At 37.0% G+C, this 15,090-nt stretch carries 24 protein-coding genes; 17 read left to right on the top strand and 7 right to left on the bottom strand.

What is annotated here, in order from left to right:
* The first annotated feature begins 17 nt into the window (after positions 1–17).
* Positions 18–677, top strand: a complete 660-nt coding sequence (locus FAZ25_RS00205; RefSeq protein WP_192269710.1) for a uracil-DNA glycosylase — start codon at positions 18–20, stop codon at positions 675–677.
* A gap of 88 nt (positions 678–765) precedes the next feature.
* A complete protein-coding gene (gene pta / locus FAZ25_RS00200; protein WP_012305091.1) occupies positions 766–1,758 on the top strand; it encodes a phosphate acetyltransferase in 993 nt (330 codons plus the stop codon).
* Between the two features lie 28 nt (positions 1,759–1,786).
* Here the strand turns inward: pta and FAZ25_RS00195 are convergent, their stop codons facing one another.
* The 6 genes from FAZ25_RS00195 to FAZ25_RS00170 all read right to left on the bottom strand — a co-directional run bounded on the left by FAZ25_RS00195 (position 1,787) and on the right by FAZ25_RS00170 (position 7,145).
* Positions 1,787–2,020 carry a hypothetical protein gene (locus FAZ25_RS00195; RefSeq protein ID WP_243236220.1) on the bottom strand — a complete coding sequence of 78 codons (234 nt, stop codon included), beginning with the start codon at positions 2,018–2,020 and terminating at the stop codon, positions 1,787–1,789.
* A 16-nt stretch (positions 2,021–2,036) separates the two neighbouring features.
* Complete coding sequence (locus FAZ25_RS00190) at positions 2,037–3,833, bottom strand: ABC transporter ATP-binding protein (protein ID WP_048801566.1); 1,797 nt, start codon at positions 3,831–3,833, stop codon at positions 2,037–2,039.
* Positions 3,834–4,229: 396 nt separating this feature from the next.
* Positions 4,230–5,297, bottom strand: coding sequence for a site-specific integrase (locus FAZ25_RS00185; protein ID WP_192269706.1), 1,068 nt, complete (start codon positions 5,295–5,297; stop codon positions 4,230–4,232).
* 327 nt (positions 5,298–5,624) lie between these two features.
* The gene (locus FAZ25_RS00180; RefSeq protein ID WP_192269704.1) at positions 5,625–6,326 is read right to left on the bottom strand and encodes a potassium channel family protein; all 702 of its coding nucleotides are present in this window, start codon (positions 6,324–6,326) and stop codon (positions 5,625–5,627) included.
* A 40-nt stretch (positions 6,327–6,366) separates the two neighbouring features.
* On the bottom strand, positions 6,367–6,801 hold the full coding sequence (locus FAZ25_RS00175) for an ImmA/IrrE family metallo-endopeptidase (protein WP_192269702.1): 435 nt from the start codon (positions 6,799–6,801) through the stop codon (positions 6,367–6,369).
* Entirely contained in the window at positions 6,798–7,145 is a 348-nt protein-coding gene (locus tag FAZ25_RS00170; protein WP_192269701.1) for a helix-turn-helix domain-containing protein, read from the bottom strand. Before FAZ25_RS00170 ends, FAZ25_RS00175 begins: the two co-directional genes overlap by 4 nt.
* A 249-nt stretch (positions 7,146–7,394) precedes the next feature.
* On the opposite strand from FAZ25_RS00170, the gene FAZ25_RS00165 reads away from it, so the two are divergent.
* From FAZ25_RS00165 to FAZ25_RS00150, 4 genes are read left to right on the top strand one after another with little or no spacing between them, the layout of a single operon-like run.
* On the top strand, positions 7,395–7,598 hold the full coding sequence (locus FAZ25_RS00165; protein WP_004900871.1) for a helix-turn-helix transcriptional regulator: 204 nt from the start codon (positions 7,395–7,397) through the stop codon (positions 7,596–7,598).
* A 10-nt stretch (positions 7,599–7,608) separates the two neighbouring features.
* Positions 7,609–8,400 (top strand): phage antirepressor KilAC domain-containing protein, encoded by a 792-nt coding sequence (locus FAZ25_RS00160; protein WP_192269699.1) that lies wholly within the window; start codon positions 7,609–7,611, stop codon positions 8,398–8,400.
* 11 nt (positions 8,401–8,411) lie between these two features.
* The gene (locus FAZ25_RS00155) at positions 8,412–8,645 is read left to right on the top strand and encodes a hypothetical protein (protein WP_192269698.1); all 234 of its coding nucleotides are present in this window, start codon (positions 8,412–8,414) and stop codon (positions 8,643–8,645) included.
* A 9-nt stretch (positions 8,646–8,654) separates the two neighbouring features.
* Positions 8,655–8,852 (top strand): hypothetical protein, encoded by a 198-nt coding sequence (locus FAZ25_RS00150; RefSeq protein WP_192269696.1) that lies wholly within the window; start codon positions 8,655–8,657, stop codon positions 8,850–8,852.
* 25 nt (positions 8,853–8,877) lie between these two features.
* On the opposite strand, the gene FAZ25_RS00145 is transcribed toward FAZ25_RS00150, so the two are convergent.
* Complete coding sequence (locus tag FAZ25_RS00145) at positions 8,878–9,552, bottom strand: hypothetical protein (RefSeq protein ID WP_192269695.1); 675 nt, start codon at positions 9,550–9,552, stop codon at positions 8,878–8,880.
* Positions 9,553–9,710: 158 nt separating this feature from the next.
* Between FAZ25_RS00145 and FAZ25_RS00140 the strand changes: the two genes are divergently transcribed.
* The 11 genes from FAZ25_RS00140 (at position 9,711) to FAZ25_RS00090 (ending at position 14,972) form a co-directional block, all read left to right on the top strand.
* Positions 9,711–9,881, top strand: coding sequence for a hypothetical protein (locus FAZ25_RS00140; protein WP_192269693.1), 171 nt, complete (start codon positions 9,711–9,713; stop codon positions 9,879–9,881).
* The gene (locus FAZ25_RS00135) at positions 9,871–10,068 is read left to right on the top strand and encodes a hypothetical protein (RefSeq protein WP_192269692.1); all 198 of its coding nucleotides are present in this window, start codon (positions 9,871–9,873) and stop codon (positions 10,066–10,068) included. Before FAZ25_RS00140 ends, FAZ25_RS00135 begins: the two co-directional genes overlap by 11 nt.
* The gene (locus tag FAZ25_RS00130) at positions 10,034–10,237 is read left to right on the top strand and encodes a hypothetical protein (protein WP_192269861.1); all 204 of its coding nucleotides are present in this window, start codon (positions 10,034–10,036) and stop codon (positions 10,235–10,237) included. Before FAZ25_RS00135 ends, FAZ25_RS00130 begins: the two co-directional genes overlap by 35 nt.
* A 15-nt stretch (positions 10,238–10,252) precedes the next feature.
* Entirely contained in the window at positions 10,253–11,041 is a 789-nt protein-coding gene (locus FAZ25_RS00125; protein ID WP_243236219.1) for a conserved phage C-terminal domain-containing protein, read from the top strand.
* A gap of 3 nt (positions 11,042–11,044) precedes the next feature.
* A complete protein-coding gene (locus tag FAZ25_RS00120) occupies positions 11,045–11,311 on the top strand; it encodes a hypothetical protein (RefSeq protein WP_192269690.1) in 267 nt (88 codons plus the stop codon).
* 85 nt (positions 11,312–11,396) lie between these two features.
* On the top strand, positions 11,397–12,308 hold the full coding sequence (locus tag FAZ25_RS00115; protein ID WP_192269688.1) for a DUF1351 domain-containing protein: 912 nt from the start codon (positions 11,397–11,399) through the stop codon (positions 12,306–12,308).
* Positions 12,305–12,928 (top strand): ERF family protein, encoded by a 624-nt coding sequence (locus FAZ25_RS00110; RefSeq protein WP_192269685.1) that lies wholly within the window; start codon positions 12,305–12,307, stop codon positions 12,926–12,928. Before FAZ25_RS00115 ends, FAZ25_RS00110 begins: the two co-directional genes overlap by 4 nt.
* Positions 12,915–13,364, top strand: a complete 450-nt coding sequence (ssb, locus tag FAZ25_RS00105; RefSeq protein ID WP_192269683.1) for a single-stranded DNA-binding protein — start codon at positions 12,915–12,917, stop codon at positions 13,362–13,364. The genes FAZ25_RS00110 and ssb overlap by 14 nt, the downstream gene beginning before the upstream one ends.
* Positions 13,365–13,375: 11 nt before the next feature.
* The gene (locus FAZ25_RS00100; RefSeq protein ID WP_192269681.1) at positions 13,376–14,059 is read left to right on the top strand and encodes a putative HNHc nuclease; all 684 of its coding nucleotides are present in this window, start codon (positions 13,376–13,378) and stop codon (positions 14,057–14,059) included.
* Between the two features lie 8 nt (positions 14,060–14,067).
* A complete protein-coding gene (locus FAZ25_RS00095) occupies positions 14,068–14,472 on the top strand; it encodes a dTDP-glucose pyrophosphorylase (RefSeq protein WP_192269678.1) in 405 nt (134 codons plus the stop codon).
* A gap of 137 nt (positions 14,473–14,609) precedes the next feature.
* Positions 14,610–14,972, top strand: coding sequence for a YopX family protein (locus FAZ25_RS00090; protein ID WP_192269675.1), 363 nt, complete (start codon positions 14,610–14,612; stop codon positions 14,970–14,972).
* Positions 14,973–15,090 lie beyond the last annotated feature (118 nt).

The raw sequence follows: 15,090 nt of genomic DNA, 5'->3' as shown, positions 1-15,090 counted from the left end.
ATGAAAGTAGTCAAATTATGCCATTATCTCATACAACTTGGGCACCTTATATTAATGCCAAGTTAACACCTGAACAAATTAATAATATTAAGCAGTTTTTAGATGTGCAATATCAGGAGCAATCCATATTTCCACCAAAAGAAAAAGTCTTTGCTGCCTTGTCAATGACGTCGCTTGATCATACAAAAGTTGTGATCATGGGACAGGATCCTTATCATGGCTTAGGGCAGGCACAAGGGCTCAGCTTTTCTGTACCAGACGCTGTACCTGCACCACCATCATTGCAAAATATTTTAAAAGAATTAGCAACTGATATTGGGCCGCGTGCTTCACATGACTTAACATCGTGGGCTAAACAAGGGGTCTTACTTTTAAATGCGGTGTTGACTGTTCCTGAAGGCCAGGCTAACGCGCATGCTGGCTTAGTTTGGGAGCCGTTAACAGACGCTATTATTCAAGCTGTATCTGATGCAGGCGAGCCAACCGTATTCATTTTATGGGGAAAATTTGCGCAATCAAAACGACGGTATATTGATGAGTCAAAACACTTAGTACTGATGGCGGCCCATCCGAGTCCGTTATCAGCATATCGTGGTTTTTTTGGTAGCCATCCGTTTTCCAAAGCAAACCAATTTTTAACTCAAAATGGGCGCGACAGTATCCACTGGTTAGAGTGAGTGAATAAAATCACAGACAAATGGCATGTGTTCTGTTACAATGAAGTTGTAAATTAAAAACAGTGTTTGTTTGAACACGCTGGAGGGAATGCTTGTGGTGGAATTATTTGAACAATTGAAGGGGAAAATTAGCGGTCAAAACAAAGTGATTGTTTTTCCTGAGGGTGAAGATGTTCGTATTCAGGGCGCAGCGGTGCGTTTGGCTGCTGAAGGTCTAATTAAGCCAATTTTGTTGGGCGCACAAAAGGCTATTGAAGCAACAGCGGTTGCCAATAACTATGATTTATCGGACTTAGTAATCATTGATCCAGCAACATATGATGAAAAAGCGCTTGCCAAATTAAATGCCGCCTTAGTTGACCGTCGCAAAGGAAAAACTGATGCAGAAACGGCAGCAAAGTGGTTGGCTGATGTTAATTACTTCGGCACAATGCTGGTTTACACTGGTCAAGCTGACGGTATGGTTTCTGGTGCCACACATCCAACCGGTGACACAGTTCGGCCGGCATTACAAATTATTAAAACAGCGCCAGGCTCGTCACGCATTTCAGGTGCCTTTATTATGCAAAAAGGTGAGGCACGTTATGTATTCTCTGATGCAGCTATTAATATAGATGTTGATGCAGAAACAATGGCTGAAATTGCTGTACAATCAGCCAAAACTGCACAAGTCTTTGACATTGAACCAAAAGTGGCCATGTTATCATTTTCAACTAAAGGCTCTGCAAAATCTCCACTAGTCGATAAGGTTGCAGAAGCTACGGCTATAGCTAAAAAACTGGCACCTGATTTAGCTGATAGTATCGATGGTGAGTTACAATTTGATGCGGCTTTTGTAGCTTCTGTTGGTGAGGCAAAGGCACCAAACTCAAAAGTTGCTGGCCATGCCAACACATTTATTTTCCCAAGTTTAGAGGCTGGTAATATTGGTTATAAAATTGCGCAACGTCTAGGCGGTTTTGAAGCAATTGGGCCTATTTTGCAAGGACTAGCCAAGCCAGTTTCTGACTTGTCACGTGGCGCAAATGAAGAGGATGTGTACAAAGTTGCAATTATTACAGCAGCACAGGCATTAGTATAAAGCACAAATAAAAAACACTGAGATTCGCTCAGTGTTTTTTATTTGTAATCAACAGCGCAGGGTGGTTATTTTTAGTGGTTAATATTGATTGCTTATCTGTTTGTAATTCTGATAAGAGACGCTTAGCGTCACTATCAGACAATTCTTGATGATAGGCACCAATTGTGAGAAAATAGCGGTCAGCCATATCATAGAATTGGATTGAGGCAGAGACACCGGGTTCTTGGCGTAATTTATCTTGAATAGTTTGGACTGTTATCATTTGTTGGACGCTTTTATTATTCGAATTGTGCATCGTATAATTTCTTATAAATACCTTTATTTTTTAGTAGTGTATCGTGAGTACCGGATTCAGCTACTTGACCCTCATCCATCACAATAATTTGATTAGCTTTATGAACAGTACTCAGACGATGTGCAATCACAATAGAAGTTTTGGTGACCATTAGATTATCTAATGCATGCTGAATGGCCTTTTCAGATTCATTATCTAGTGCTGCGGTTGCTTCATCTAAAATGACAATTGGTGCATCCTTTAACAAGGCGCGTGCAATGGACAGTCGTTGCTTTTGCCCACCTGAAAGTTTAATACCACGTTCGCCAACGGGCGTGTCTAGTTGTTGTGGTAATTGTGAGATAAAACTGGCAATGTCAGCTAATTCAGCAGCTCGCCAAATAGCTGCTACGTCGGTTGGTTGACTGCCATAGGTAATGTTATCACCGATTGTGCCATCAATAATTGTAACCTCTTGGCTCACAACGGCAATATTTTGACGTAAATCTTTTAGAGCAAATGACTTTATATCTATATTATCAAAAGTAATGTGCCCGCTAGAGCAATCATATAAACGTGTCAGTAATTTGACAATAGTTGATTTTCCGGAACCGGATCGGCCAACTAATGCAGTAGTTTGACCAACTGGTATAGTCAGAGATACATTTTTTAAAGCGTAATCAGTACCTGATTGATAATCAAAGTTAACATCATGAAGTTGAATACTGGTAGAAAGCGGCAGTGGAAATGGCGCCGGTTGCGTAATTTCTGTAATCGTCGGCGTATAGCTTAGGATATTTTTAATGCGATCATAGGATACTTGTGCTGTTTGGAAGACGTTCATGAGCATTGAAAATGAACGAATAGGATCTTGTAACATAGTAACGTAGGCTAGATAAGCCACTAAGTCACCAATAGTCATCTGATGGTTCATCACTAATAAGGCACCGAACAATAGTACGGTAGCTGTACCAATGGTATTGATTAAGGTAACCAACGGTTGAAAAATAGCTTGCCACTTAGTTGCAGTAAGGGAGTATGTGTTGGATTCGTTGGCGATGGATTCAAATTTTTGCGTTTCGGGTATTTCAGTAGTATACGATTTAATGAGTTCAATTTCGGTGAGTGTTGCTTGTAGTTGATTATTAATTTTACTTTGGGCGGTACGAACATTGGCAAATGACTCGCGAATCCGCGTCCGGAAAAACCGTATCGTAATGAATAGAATAGGAAAAGTCACAGACACTAGTGCTGCCAACTGCCAATTTTGCCAAAATAAGAAGCATAATACGCCGACAAAAGTAAATAAATTACCAATAATGCCAAAAGTATTCGCACTGATTAACATTTGTAGGTTGCTAATATCGCTAGTGAGTCTGACCATTAAATCACCAGTCTTAGTATCTTGAAAAAAAGCATAGTCTTGCTTTAAAATAAATTGGTAAGTTTTAATACGTAATTCAGTAATGGCGCGTTGTGATAACATTTGCATCATATAAGTTGAGGCAAATGTTATTATGCCAAGTAAAATTGTCGTCAAAATTAATAACGTAACATTGCGGTACAGCTCAGTTGTGATTGAATGTGGTAGGGCATGATCAATAATATTTTTTGTAAACTGTGGCACAACAAAATTTAAGCCAGCCATCATCGTCAAAAGCGCAACGTTAAGGGCTACAAGACCACGGCGCTTTAAAACGGACCCGAATACAAAACGAATCATTTCGCTAGTTGTGGTGTCAGAGGCTGCTAGTTGTTCTTTAATTTGAGAGGGGCTCATTCGCCCAGGTCCATTTATCATAATGGCATTATTATACGCTAATTACGTTATAAATGTTTTTTTAATGTTTGAGGCTAGTTAAAATAATATAGCTTCCATATAGTAATAAACCTGTTAGATAAAGCCAACCAATGATACGCCACCATTTGATGTGGCGCTTTACAGTAGGTCGTCGTCCCATATTACAATACTCCGATTGTTATTTTATCCTAATATAATCTGATTATATGACGACTGTGTAACAATAAGGTATTGTTTAGAAAATAATATGTTTTTTTAATATTTCTTATAAAAAGGCAGCTTGATTTAACAAGCTGCCTTTTTATAATGATGCCGCTGACAGGAATATAAACAGTTGGTGTATCAACGTTTTAACACTATGTGTAGCACTAATGTAGCACTTTAAACATTGTAGCACTAAATATTATCCAGTGATTTTATTGTGGCGGCCGTTTCTTTTTCTCTTTTTTTATCTAATAAATGAGCATAAACACTTAAGGTTATATTAACGTCAGAATGTCCTAATCGTTCACTCACGTATTGTATGGCAATATCTTGAGAAAGTAAATAACTGGCATGAGTGTGTCTTAATCCGTGGAAAGTGATAGGCGTGCTGTTATCCATATCTAAATAGTACCTTAAACGCTTGTTGACGGCATTATTAGATATCGGCTTACCGTTTAATCCTTCAAAAGCAAAACGGTCGCCAAGGGTCCATTTTTTAGCAATATCCATGTATGAATCCGGCATGGTTATTATTCTGTTAGATGTTTCTGTCTTCGTATCTTTAAAAGCCTGGTCTTGCATTTGCCAAGACTTATTCACGTTGATGGTATTGTTGCTGAAATTAAAATCAGCAGGTGTCAATCCAGTTATTTCAGAAAAACGCAATCCGGAATATATAGCCGTCAAAATCATTTTGCAGGAAACAGAATCATTATAGCGTATTCTATCAACTAACTTTTTCATTTCGCTTGTTTCTAAAAACTTTAAATCGGCATCTTTGCTTTTTATCTTTGACCTAGTAGTTATATTTCTGGCAAAGTCTTTTGTAATCATGCCGTCGTCTAAAGCGAATATAACAAATGATCGAATAATGTTTTTTATTTTTAATACAGAAGACTTAACATGATTATCACCGTAGTTATTCAATAGAATTTGAAAGTCTTTAGATGTTACTTCATTAATTTTTTTGTCAGACCATTCTCTATCAAGCAAATTGGTGGTAGTTCTATACCAAACTTTTGTTGCAGTCTCAAGCTGCGGTTCTTTGAATACGTTATACCAGTCTTTAAATTCATCAATAAACAGAGTATTACTGGTTGATAATTGGTGGCTTTGCTTTTTATATTCAGTTTCAGTTGCCCACTTGTTTGCTTCTGATTTAGTGCTAAATCCTGACTTTGTTTTTCTTTTACGTGCTCCATCTTGAATAATAAAAATATTAGCAGTCCAAGTCTTACCGCGTTTATAAATTGATGCCATATAAAAAGCCTCCTTTAAAAAGGGGCTTACATCTGTTACAATATAACAGAACGCCCAGTGCGTTTACTACTTTCTAAGCACACCTACCTTTTAGTCGAGATATGGGTGTGCTTTTTTGTGTTTATTTTTGATCTACATGAGTACCGATAAAATAAAACGCAGCAAGCACGCCGACAATGACAAATACCCAAACCATGTGTTCCAAGAATATGCTGATTATACTAGTGACGATGACCGCGAGTATTAGCCAAGGAATTAATTTCCATAAACCGACCAATGCAAACCAAAACAACATAATGATTCCGATAATTCCGATAATAAACATGATTATTTCTCTTTTCTAATATAGTCATTTAATAGCTCGACCTGATTTTTAAGTTCTTGTAATTCAGTCTCCACGTTACTTTTTTCTTCGTCTTTCTTTTCTTCGACAAAGTAAGCGGTAACTGTACTTGTAACACTACCAATAAGTCCTATCCCCAATATCATCAGAACAATTGCAACAAATCTTCCGACCTCTGTATGGGGTGATATGTCTCCATAACCAACAGTTGTTGTTGTAGCAATGGCCCACCATAACGAATCCATATAACTGGCACTTTCAGCAACTGAATAGATTTCTGCTCCTAATAGTACAAGAATAACAGTGATTATGATTAGATAAATGAATCCGTTTGTTTTAAAAAAACGTTTTATATTCTTTTGAATTTTACCTGCAAATCCGATAATTCGTATTAAGCGCAGTAGCTTGATTAATCTAAGAACTCTGAATGCCCTGAAAAAATAAAATATTGAGTCAAACGGTATTATTGCTAATAGATCGAATATGTTTTCTTTGAAAAAGCGAAGCTTATTGTCTGATTTATAAAATCTAACAATATAATCAATCCAGAATATTACCAAAATAGATTTATCGATATATATAAATGGAGGATTATTTATATTAATAACATTTGATATATCTAACAATGCTAGAAATATAGATACAGCAGATAATAATAAAACAGATACGTTATAAAACTTTTTCATCGTTCATATAATGCCTTAATTTATTCACCGTGGTGTAATCTTATTCTACTACTTTAAATTCATTATATGTTCTTATTACGTCATTCTCTAACCAAGCAGGAACGTGGTAATAACTCATGAACGTAAGTGGATTACTAGGCATTTCGATTGACATGAGCATTTTTATAGCATTGCGGTGCGCCAATAACTCTTCACCCCGTTTGCCATATTCGCTAAATTGATAGACAGCTTGGGCTTCGTGGTCACCGTATAATATGTGGCTTAACTCGTGAGAAAGTCTATAGCAGTAGTTTGCTGAAACAACAAAATTCATATTCATTATAATCGCACGGTTTTTAATTAACGCGGTGTCAGGAACATGTGATAGTAAATTATCGGCAAGGACAACAATAACATTATTTTTACGAGCCTTATCTTCAAGTTCGCTAACTATTTGAGAATACAAGTAATCTCGATGCGTGAAAAGGTTTGTCATTTATTCTCCTTTTCTCTAAGAGATATTATATATCTAGCGTAATCGCGTAGTTTTTCTTTTTCAGATTCTTCAATTTCCATACCATCAAAAGCTAGTATTGTTTCATCATCTAAAATGTCAACCTTTCTAGTCGCTTTTTTATCAGAGGATTCTTCCGTGCCTAATAGGTAGTTAGTTGTTACATTCAATGTTTCCGCTATAGCTTTTATAGCTGGTCCGCTTGGCTCAACACCTTGATTGTATCTATAAATGGCATTTTCGCTCATCCCAGAAGCTATTGCTACTTGTTTAAGATTTAAACCTTTAGATTTAGCGGTATTCTTTATTCTTTCAAACGTCGTCATATCAACACCTTTTTCTATGTTGATGAATTAATTACACAAAAACACACAAAAAGCTTGCATTAAATAACACTATGTGTAATAATAAATACATCAAGTAATTAAGCAAATAAAACAAAACCCAGAATAATCTAACTTGGCGGTCTGATTATAGGAATTGTATTTATTATTGCTTATTTCGTATGCACTAATTTTACACAATGTGTAAAAGTTTGTCAACAACTTGATAAATAATAACACAGGAGGTTGAATATGACGGAATTAGAAAGAGCTTCTTCAAATGTTCGAGTTAAGTTCAAAGTTGCTTTGATTGAGCATGGTATGAAACAAGTAGAGCTTGCAAAAATGCTCGGAACGACACCATCTCAATTAAACCGAGCATTATCTGGAAACACGACGCCGAAAGATATTGAAATTCAAAAGCAAGTAGCAAAAATTTTAGATGTCGAATTATAAGGAGACGTATATGTCACAAGAAATTAAGGTATTTGACAACCTAAAGGTCAAAGAAGAGAACGGACAAGTTTTGTTCGATGCAGAAACAGCAGCAATCAAAATTGGATTAACTAAACAGTCAAAAGGAAACACCTATGTTCGTTGGGAGCGAGTTAATGAATATATAGGGTTGTCCAAAAGTGGACAACGAATTGAACGAGGAAGTTTCATTACTGAACCGCAATTATATAAGTTAATTATCAAAGCAAATAGTCCACAAGCTGAGCGTTTTCAAGACTGGGTCACGTCAGAAGTCTTACCAGCAATTCGTAAACATGGCGCATACATGACAGACAAGACGATCGAAGACGTCTTAACTAATCCAGACACAATCATTCGATTGGCAACTGATTTAAAGAATGAGCGTCAAGAAAAACTAGCGTTGCAACAAGAAAACTCTGTCTTACTACAACAAAATAACGAGATGAAACCAAAAGCAGATTATACAGACTTAGTCTTATCAAACAAGGCATTGGTTAACATCACGTTTATTGCTAAAGATTATGGGCTTAGCGGACTGGCAATGAATAAATTATTGCATCAACTCGGCGTTCAATACAATCAATCTGGTGTATGGCTACTATACGCGAAGCACCAGAAAAAAGGTTGGACACAATCAGAAACTCAGGAAGTCCCTCGTAAAGACGGCACTAAGAAATTGGTGATGAACACAAAGTGGACGCAAAAAGGACGTTTAGGTTTGTACGACTTGCTGAAGGCAAATGGCTACTTACCAGTTATCGAGCAAGACCAACCAGCATAAGGAGAGCATTCATGGTTATTAATGATTTAGAACGAAACAATTTGGAAATTGTAATCGCAAAGATGAATGAGGCATCAGCTATTTTCAGTAAATTGGCTGCTAACTCAGTAGATGATGATTTCGTAGCTGAGATGGACGCAGCTTCTGGAGAATTGACAGATTTTACCGACAAGCTACGCAGTGTTACCAGTCAAGCTCACATGATCGATTATGCAGAATATCATGAGCGTTATTTGCGAGATTAGGAGATTAACATGGCAACATTTGATGGTCGCGGATACAACATCGGCGAAATCGTCGATAAGGAACATTTAAATATCTCAAGGAATACGTTTGATAGACACATTCGGCATGATAAGACGTTTCCTAAACCATATATCAGTACAGGAAATACAGTGATGTATTGGGGCACTCGGATTCAGTATTGGCTTGATAAGAAGTCAGGGAGGTAACACATGGATATTTTTTTAGGAATAATTATCGTTGGTTTTCTTGTTGTTGCGTGTTATTTGTTTGATTGTCCGATTCAATTGATTGCTCTTTTAATAAGTCTATTCGTTTTTTTAGACCGTCTGGAATAAGGTAATTCATTCCTTTATGTGAGTATATTTTTCTGCTTGTTAAAGCAAATGGATCTCTAAAAAAAGAAAAATGTAATTTTCGGGGAATTTTGAAATTTATTGTAATCTTATCAAAATCATCTTTTTCATTAACAACCAAGACAATATCTAACCTAGTGAATGAATTAGCTTTAAAAACACCAAATTTTCTTTCTGGATAATCCAATTTAACCAATCTATCTTTATTTAAAAGCTGATAAAGCGTTTTATCCTCAATATTTGGAGGAAACGTGTTAGAAGTTACCATCTCTAAATTGATGTTTGTTTGCGGATTAAAAGCGCGCAAATCAAAAAATCCAATGTCTTGGTTTGATGGATTCACGACTGAAACTGATGTTACTAGACAAAAATCATAACTTTCTGCTTTTCCTTCATTGTTTACGCAAGCAACTGAATTTTTATCTGCAAGTTGAATATTTTCGTCAAAATCAACTGTGATTATTTTTCGATTTTTAGACCAAGTAACATATGAAAACAAAAGAGAGATTATGGCTATCCAGTTTTTTAAAATATAGTTTATTAAATCATTCATACTAATTCTCCATCTATATATAAGAATAACAGAATATAAATATTAAAGTACAACAGGGAGGTAACACATGGATTACGCATCAATTATCGGCATCGTATTTACCGTAGCAGCTGCATTTATTTTCGGTGTAGTCGTAGGTGACGGTTTGAGGGATAAAAATGACAAGACTAGAACGCAATCTGCAAAGTGAAACGGAGGACTGGTTGCGACAGGAACAGCAACTAAGAGACTTCTTCGGAGTAGCAACAGTTGAAATCAATGGCAAGCGATACTTAGCCAGTGAAGAAACACAGCGAGTTTTGAATAAGGAGGCTGTAAATGTTAGATAGTCATTATCCAAATGGCATGACACGTGGTGATTTGCAACATGTAGGTGAATTGCCAAGGCGTTATGAAACACGCTTAGAATATCTCAGAAACGAGCGCAGCAAGGCATTAGATGAGATTGACCAAGTGAATGATTACATTCATGAGTTGGACGATGAGATACGTCAACTGGAGTTTGGAGATGAATAAGAAAGATAAGGAACTAATTACAGAGTTGCAGAACATGCGTATGCGTCTCGGTGTATTACGAGACAACATCAGAAGTCGTGATGAAATAGCAGGAGAATATGCGGGCGATGTCATGTCGATTATGACTAACATTTTGTCACGGATCAGAAAAGAAAGAGTGGATAGATGATTAGGAGGTTGATTAGTGGCACAGAGAAGAATGTTCAGCAAGAAAGTAACTGATACCGACACATTCCTAGATATGCCATTGTCTACACAAGCGCTGTATTTTCACTTGAATATGCACGCTGACGATGATGGTTTCATTGATAATACTAAGACAATTCAACGAATGATTGGGTCTAGTGATGATGATAGAAAGTTGTTAGTTGCAAAACAGTTTTTACTACCTTTTGAAAATGGCGTAGTAGTCATAAAGGATTGGCGAGTTCACAACTATATACGGAAAGATACGTACAATCAGACGATGTATCCTAATGAGTTAGAACAGCTACAAATCAACGATTCTGGTCAATATGAACGGCAAGAATTAGTAACGTATACAGAACGTCCACGAGACGTCGACGAAACGTTGACACAGGTAAGGTTAGGTAAGGTAAGGAAAGGTAAGGATAGTAAAGATATATTGTCTGGTTCTGACGAACCTGACCGCGTGCCTTACAAAGAAATTGTCGATTACTTGAATGAAAAGACAGGTAGTAAGTATCGCAGTAGTGGTTCAAAAACAAAATCATTGATTAAAGCAAGAACTAGCGAAGGGTTTAGTCTTGATGATTTTAAGACAGTCATTGAAAAGAAAGCAAAAGAGTGGTCAGGAACAACTATGGAAAAGTATTTAAGACCTGAAACTTTGTTTGGTACTAAATTTGAGGGTTATTTAAACGAGAAACAGTCAGCTAATCAAAAACAGATTGGCTATGGCAAACAGAAACACCAAGGTATAGTCCCTAAGTTTTTGCAAGGTAGGGTTTAGTCAATGGCAAAGATTGATAAATGGGTCAGCGACTTCGTTAGGACAGCTATAGCTTTAAAAGCGTCAGGATTACGTACAAGCAAAGATAACAATCTATTTGTACAAATAGACACTGAAGAGCTTGGCGCTCGTTTAAGAGCAAATGGCGGGCTTACAGAGATGATGACTTATGTAGCCTTGGCTGAAAATTTTTCTATCAGGTCAACATGGGAATCATCTGAGATAGCAATTCAGACGTTGCAAGAAATGAGAGCAGAAAAAAACGCCTAACAGTTGGAGCTGTCAGACGTTAGGTATAAATAGTTTTCAGACAAATTTATACCTTAAGAATATCAAGAAATGAGGAATAAGGCAAATGGCAAATGAATTAGCACAACCTAAAGTAGACGTAAAAGATGGCCAAATTAATTTCAAAAATGTAGACCAGTTCAAAAGTGACTTCGAACAAATTATTCAAAGAAATAGCAATTTTATCGTGACTGATGAAACACTAACTGGATCAAAAAAAGCCAGAGCAGAATTACGTAATGCAGCAAAAGAATCAGCATCTTGGCGTAGCAAAATTAAGGCAGAGTTATTGAAACCCTTTGATGAAGTAGCTGAAATAGCGATTAGCTTTGAAAAGAAAGCAAAATCAGCAGCTGATGCGATTGATTCGGATGTCAAAGTGTTTGATGAAGCTGAAAAGCAGAAACGATTAGACGGCTTAAAAAATTATATTGATGCTAGAGCAAAAGAATTAGGCATTGAAACGATTACTGAATTTAATGACAAGCATTTAATCAAGGGTAATTTTAACGGTACTAAGCCAAAACAAAAGTTTATTGATGAATTTATCGAACCAGAATTAGCGAGGCTGGTTTCTGAAAAAGAGTTAAAAATTGCAAACATTGCAGCAGTCAGAAACTATGCAGAGAGTAAAGGCTTTGACCCAGAAGGCTATATTCATTCACTAGATTTTAAGACGTTAGCCCAAATTATGGGAGACATCGACGGTGATGTTGAACGTAAAAAGAAACGTGAAGAAGCAGAAAAAGCGATTGCTGAAATGGAAGCTCAAAAAGAGCAGGAAAGACTTGAGCGTGCAAAATCAGCCGGCGATAAAAAAGTCGATGAAGAAACAGGCGAAATTATTCAAAATCCGCAACCAGTTGTTGAAAAAACATATAACCGAACATTATATATTATCGAAGCAACGAGTGCGGAACTGAACCAATTAGCGAACTATATGAAATCAAATGGTATTGCTTTCAGGGGTGAAAAATGACCGAATTTAACAATTTGTACGAAGCATTAGCTGAAACACAAAACCATATTGAACAACCTAAAAAAGACGCCAGTAACCCAATGTTTAAATCGAGCTACGTGACATTGGATGCAGTTATCAACGCAATAGTTAATGCGCGAAAGTCATCGGGTGCAAAATTCTTTTTCACTAATGTTGTTCAAGAAGGTATTATGATTACTCGTATTATCGGGTATGGTGACACATTAGATTTATCTGGCTCAAAAGTAGCAGACGACCTCGGTAATAGGGGCACGAACTCGGCTCAAGCGGAGGGGTCAGCGTTGACTTATGCAAGACGGTATAGCTTGTCTATGGCATTTGGAATTGCAAGTGACGTTGATGATGACGGTAATAGTGCAGGTGTTTCAACTCGCAAAACATCGCAACCTAAGCAGATATCAAAAGAAAAGCTTTTGCTATTGGAAAAGTTGATTGGAGAAACATCTGAATTGAGTGGGCAAGACATGATGGCATTCACGCTTAAAGCAGCGAACGTTTCAGCACTGAAGTTTTTGACAGAAGAAAATTACAAGCCATTACTTGCAAAAGTAACTGAATGGCATCAGAAAGCAGAGGAGAAAGCAAATGAACCAGGTTAATTTAATCGGCCGTTTATCAAAGGATATAGACGTTAGATATACACAATCAGGAAAAGCAGTTGGAAGTGGTTCAATCGCAGTTAATCGCCGCTTTAGAAGTGCTAATGGTGAGCGCCAAGCTGACTTTATCAACTTTGTTATCTGGGACAAGGCGGCTGAAAACCTAGCTAATTTCACACACAAAGGCTCACAGGTTGGGCTAGGTGGCGAGTGGCAAACGCGCAACTATGAAAACAACAATGGCCAAAAAATCTATGTGAATGAGTTGTTAGTTAGTAACTTTGATTTATTAGAGCCAAAAGCTGCGAAACAGACACAAAGCAATTTAGACAGCATGGATCCATTCGCTGGACAAAACACAAAGCAGTCACCTAATCCTTTTGCAGCATCAGCAAAAACAGAAATTGACATTTCAGATGATGACTTGCCATTCTGATTGGTGATGTCATGAAAGAGTTTCAGGCATATCCAACACAAAAAGCAGGTAACGAAATTTTATTCAGATTCAGAGACGAAGAATCAGCAAATCAATTTTTATCCACGTTTCAATTATTTAAACAAACACTAGTTGAAATTCAAGTCAGAGATGATCGTGAGATTAGTGCGCAACAAAGAAAATTCATATATGCATTATTTAGAGATATTTCTAACTGGTCAGGTGATTTACCAGAATATGTTAAGCAAGTTTTTAAAATGTGGTTTGAGCAGTGGAAAGATTTAGACGAGTTCTCTTTACGAGATGTTGAAAAATCAGTGGCAGCAGGTTTAATCACATTCATGTTGGACTTTGTAGCAGAACATAACGTGCCATTGAGCTTTAAACCGCTAGATGCATTAGAACCAGAAGATGTTGCACATTTCGAATACGCTTGTCTGATGAATAAGTGTTGTGTGATATGTGGTAAGAAGCCAAGTGACCTGCACCATTTAGACACGATTGGCCAAGGTGTAGATAGACGCAAGACAAATCACTTGAAACACCGAGCAGTACAGCTATGCAGAATACACCATAATGAGGCACACTCGTTAGGTATTGAAACGTTTTTAAGTAAATACCACATCAACGGCATAAAGATAGATGAGCGAATTGCTAAGGTGCATAGATTGAATATAAAAGATAGGGAGGTGTGATGGGTTAGATGGATAAAGTGATACTAGATCCAAATATATTAAGAAAATATACGTTAAATAAATATATTGAGGCGGAAAGAAAAAATAGGTACATTGCTGCCGATTTAAAAAGAAAAGCCACTGCTTATGCCAGAAACGTTTTCTTACAAGCAATTACTGATAATGTATCGTTCTCATGGCCAACAAAGTTAAAGTTTGATTGGTATCTGCCAGACAGACGAATAGACCCAGATAATTGGACGTTCACGCAGAAGTTCATCTTTGATGGTATGCAGAAAGCACAGATTGGAAAGCGCGTGTTCTTGGACAATGACAACGTGAAAAATATAAAAGGGTTCGACCATGACTTTTATGTAGACAAGGAGAACCCTAGGTTAGAAATATATGAAATGGAGGTAGTGCATGAAATATGACGTTAGGGTGTCTGGAAAGACGATTAAATCATTCAGCAATCTAGACGCTGCGAATGTGTGGAAAGATGGGTATCAGAGTATGCACCCTGACAAAGCAGTAGTTTTGGTTAAGCACTATGGGAAGGCTGGTGAGTGATATGCGAGAGATTAAGTTTAGAGCGTGGGATACAAAAGGTAGAAGAATAGATCCATCTGGAATGTTTGATTTCATTGACGGGAAACTAGAGCCATTATTTGAAGATTCTGTTTTGGAACAGTTTACTGGTATGAAAGATGTAAACGGTGTTGAAATTTATGAGGGCGATATTGTCAAGGTATTAGACGGAGAAGATGTTGAAGACCCTTATTACGCGTATTTGGAAATTAGATATTCCCAAGGAAAATTCTACTTTCATAATGCTTATGCCGTTACGTTTGATGATGTACTTGATGTAGATGTACTTGATGTTGAAATCATTGGCAACATACACGAGCAACCAGAATTGTTGGAGGATAAGTGATGATTGAAATCGGAAACAACTTACAGCAAGTTTTGGAATTAGGAATAAAGTTTTTTGGAGCATGCTTAGTATTGCATATAATATTTAGTTATTTATATAAAGTAACCAAAGAATTTAA

It is taken from the genome of Leuconostoc sp. LN180020, assembly GCF_014844115.1.
GTDB classification, from domain to species: Bacteria; Bacillota; Bacilli; order Lactobacillales; family Lactobacillaceae; genus Leuconostoc; species Leuconostoc citreum.
Note: the sequence above shows the minus strand (reverse complement) of the source record. Positions and strands in the feature narration are given on the sequence as shown.

Coding starts and splice junctions, on each gene's coding strand:
- FAZ25_RS00115 (WP_192269688.1), top strand. CDS start 11,397: ATGGCAAATGAATTAGCACAACCTAAAGTAGACGTAAAAGATGGCCAA.
- FAZ25_RS00170 (WP_192269701.1), bottom strand. CDS start 7,145: ATGACGACGTTTGAAAGAATAAAGAATACCGCTAAATCTAAAGGTTTA.
- FAZ25_RS00195 (WP_243236220.1), bottom strand. CDS start 2,020: ATGATAACAGTCCAAACTATTCAAGATAAATTACGCCAAGAACCCGGT.
- pta (WP_012305091.1), top strand. CDS start 766: ATGCTTGTGGTGGAATTATTTGAACAATTGAAGGGGAAAATTAGCGGT.
- FAZ25_RS00090 (WP_192269675.1), top strand. CDS start 14,610: ATGCGAGAGATTAAGTTTAGAGCGTGGGATACAAAAGGTAGAAGAATA.
- FAZ25_RS00135 (WP_192269692.1), top strand. CDS start 9,871: ATGTTAGATAGTCATTATCCAAATGGCATGACACGTGGTGATTTGCAA.
- FAZ25_RS00185 (WP_192269706.1), bottom strand. CDS start 5,297: ATGGCATCAATTTATAAACGCGGTAAGACTTGGACTGCTAATATTTTT.
- ssb (WP_192269683.1), top strand. CDS start 12,915: ATGAACCAGGTTAATTTAATCGGCCGTTTATCAAAGGATATAGACGTT.
- FAZ25_RS00145 (WP_192269695.1), bottom strand. CDS start 9,552: ATGAATGATTTAATAAACTATATTTTAAAAAACTGGATAGCCATAATC.
- FAZ25_RS00205 (WP_192269710.1), top strand. CDS start 18: ATGCCATTATCTCATACAACTTGGGCACCTTATATTAATGCCAAGTTA.
- FAZ25_RS00110 (WP_192269685.1), top strand. CDS start 12,305: ATGACCGAATTTAACAATTTGTACGAAGCATTAGCTGAAACACAAAAC.
- FAZ25_RS00190 (WP_048801566.1), bottom strand. CDS start 3,833: ATGATAAATGGACCTGGGCGAATGAGCCCCTCTCAAATTAAAGAACAA.
- FAZ25_RS00130 (WP_192269861.1), top strand. CDS start 10,034: ATGAGATACGTCAACTGGAGTTTGGAGATGAATAAGAAAGATAAGGAA.
- FAZ25_RS00180 (WP_192269704.1), bottom strand. CDS start 6,326: ATGAAAAAGTTTTATAACGTATCTGTTTTATTATTATCTGCTGTATCT.
- FAZ25_RS00120 (WP_192269690.1), top strand. CDS start 11,045: ATGGCAAAGATTGATAAATGGGTCAGCGACTTCGTTAGGACAGCTATA.
- FAZ25_RS00175 (WP_192269702.1), bottom strand. CDS start 6,801: ATGACAAACCTTTTCACGCATCGAGATTACTTGTATTCTCAAATAGTT.
- FAZ25_RS00140 (WP_192269693.1), top strand. CDS start 9,711: ATGACAAGACTAGAACGCAATCTGCAAAGTGAAACGGAGGACTGGTTG.
- FAZ25_RS00165 (WP_004900871.1), top strand. CDS start 7,395: ATGACGGAATTAGAAAGAGCTTCTTCAAATGTTCGAGTTAAGTTCAAA.
- FAZ25_RS00100 (WP_192269681.1), top strand. CDS start 13,376: ATGAAAGAGTTTCAGGCATATCCAACACAAAAAGCAGGTAACGAAATT.
- FAZ25_RS00155 (WP_192269698.1), top strand. CDS start 8,412: ATGGTTATTAATGATTTAGAACGAAACAATTTGGAAATTGTAATCGCA.
- FAZ25_RS00095 (WP_192269678.1), top strand. CDS start 14,068: ATGGATAAAGTGATACTAGATCCAAATATATTAAGAAAATATACGTTA.
- FAZ25_RS00150 (WP_192269696.1), top strand. CDS start 8,655: ATGGCAACATTTGATGGTCGCGGATACAACATCGGCGAAATCGTCGAT.
- FAZ25_RS00160 (WP_192269699.1), top strand. CDS start 7,609: ATGTCACAAGAAATTAAGGTATTTGACAACCTAAAGGTCAAAGAAGAG.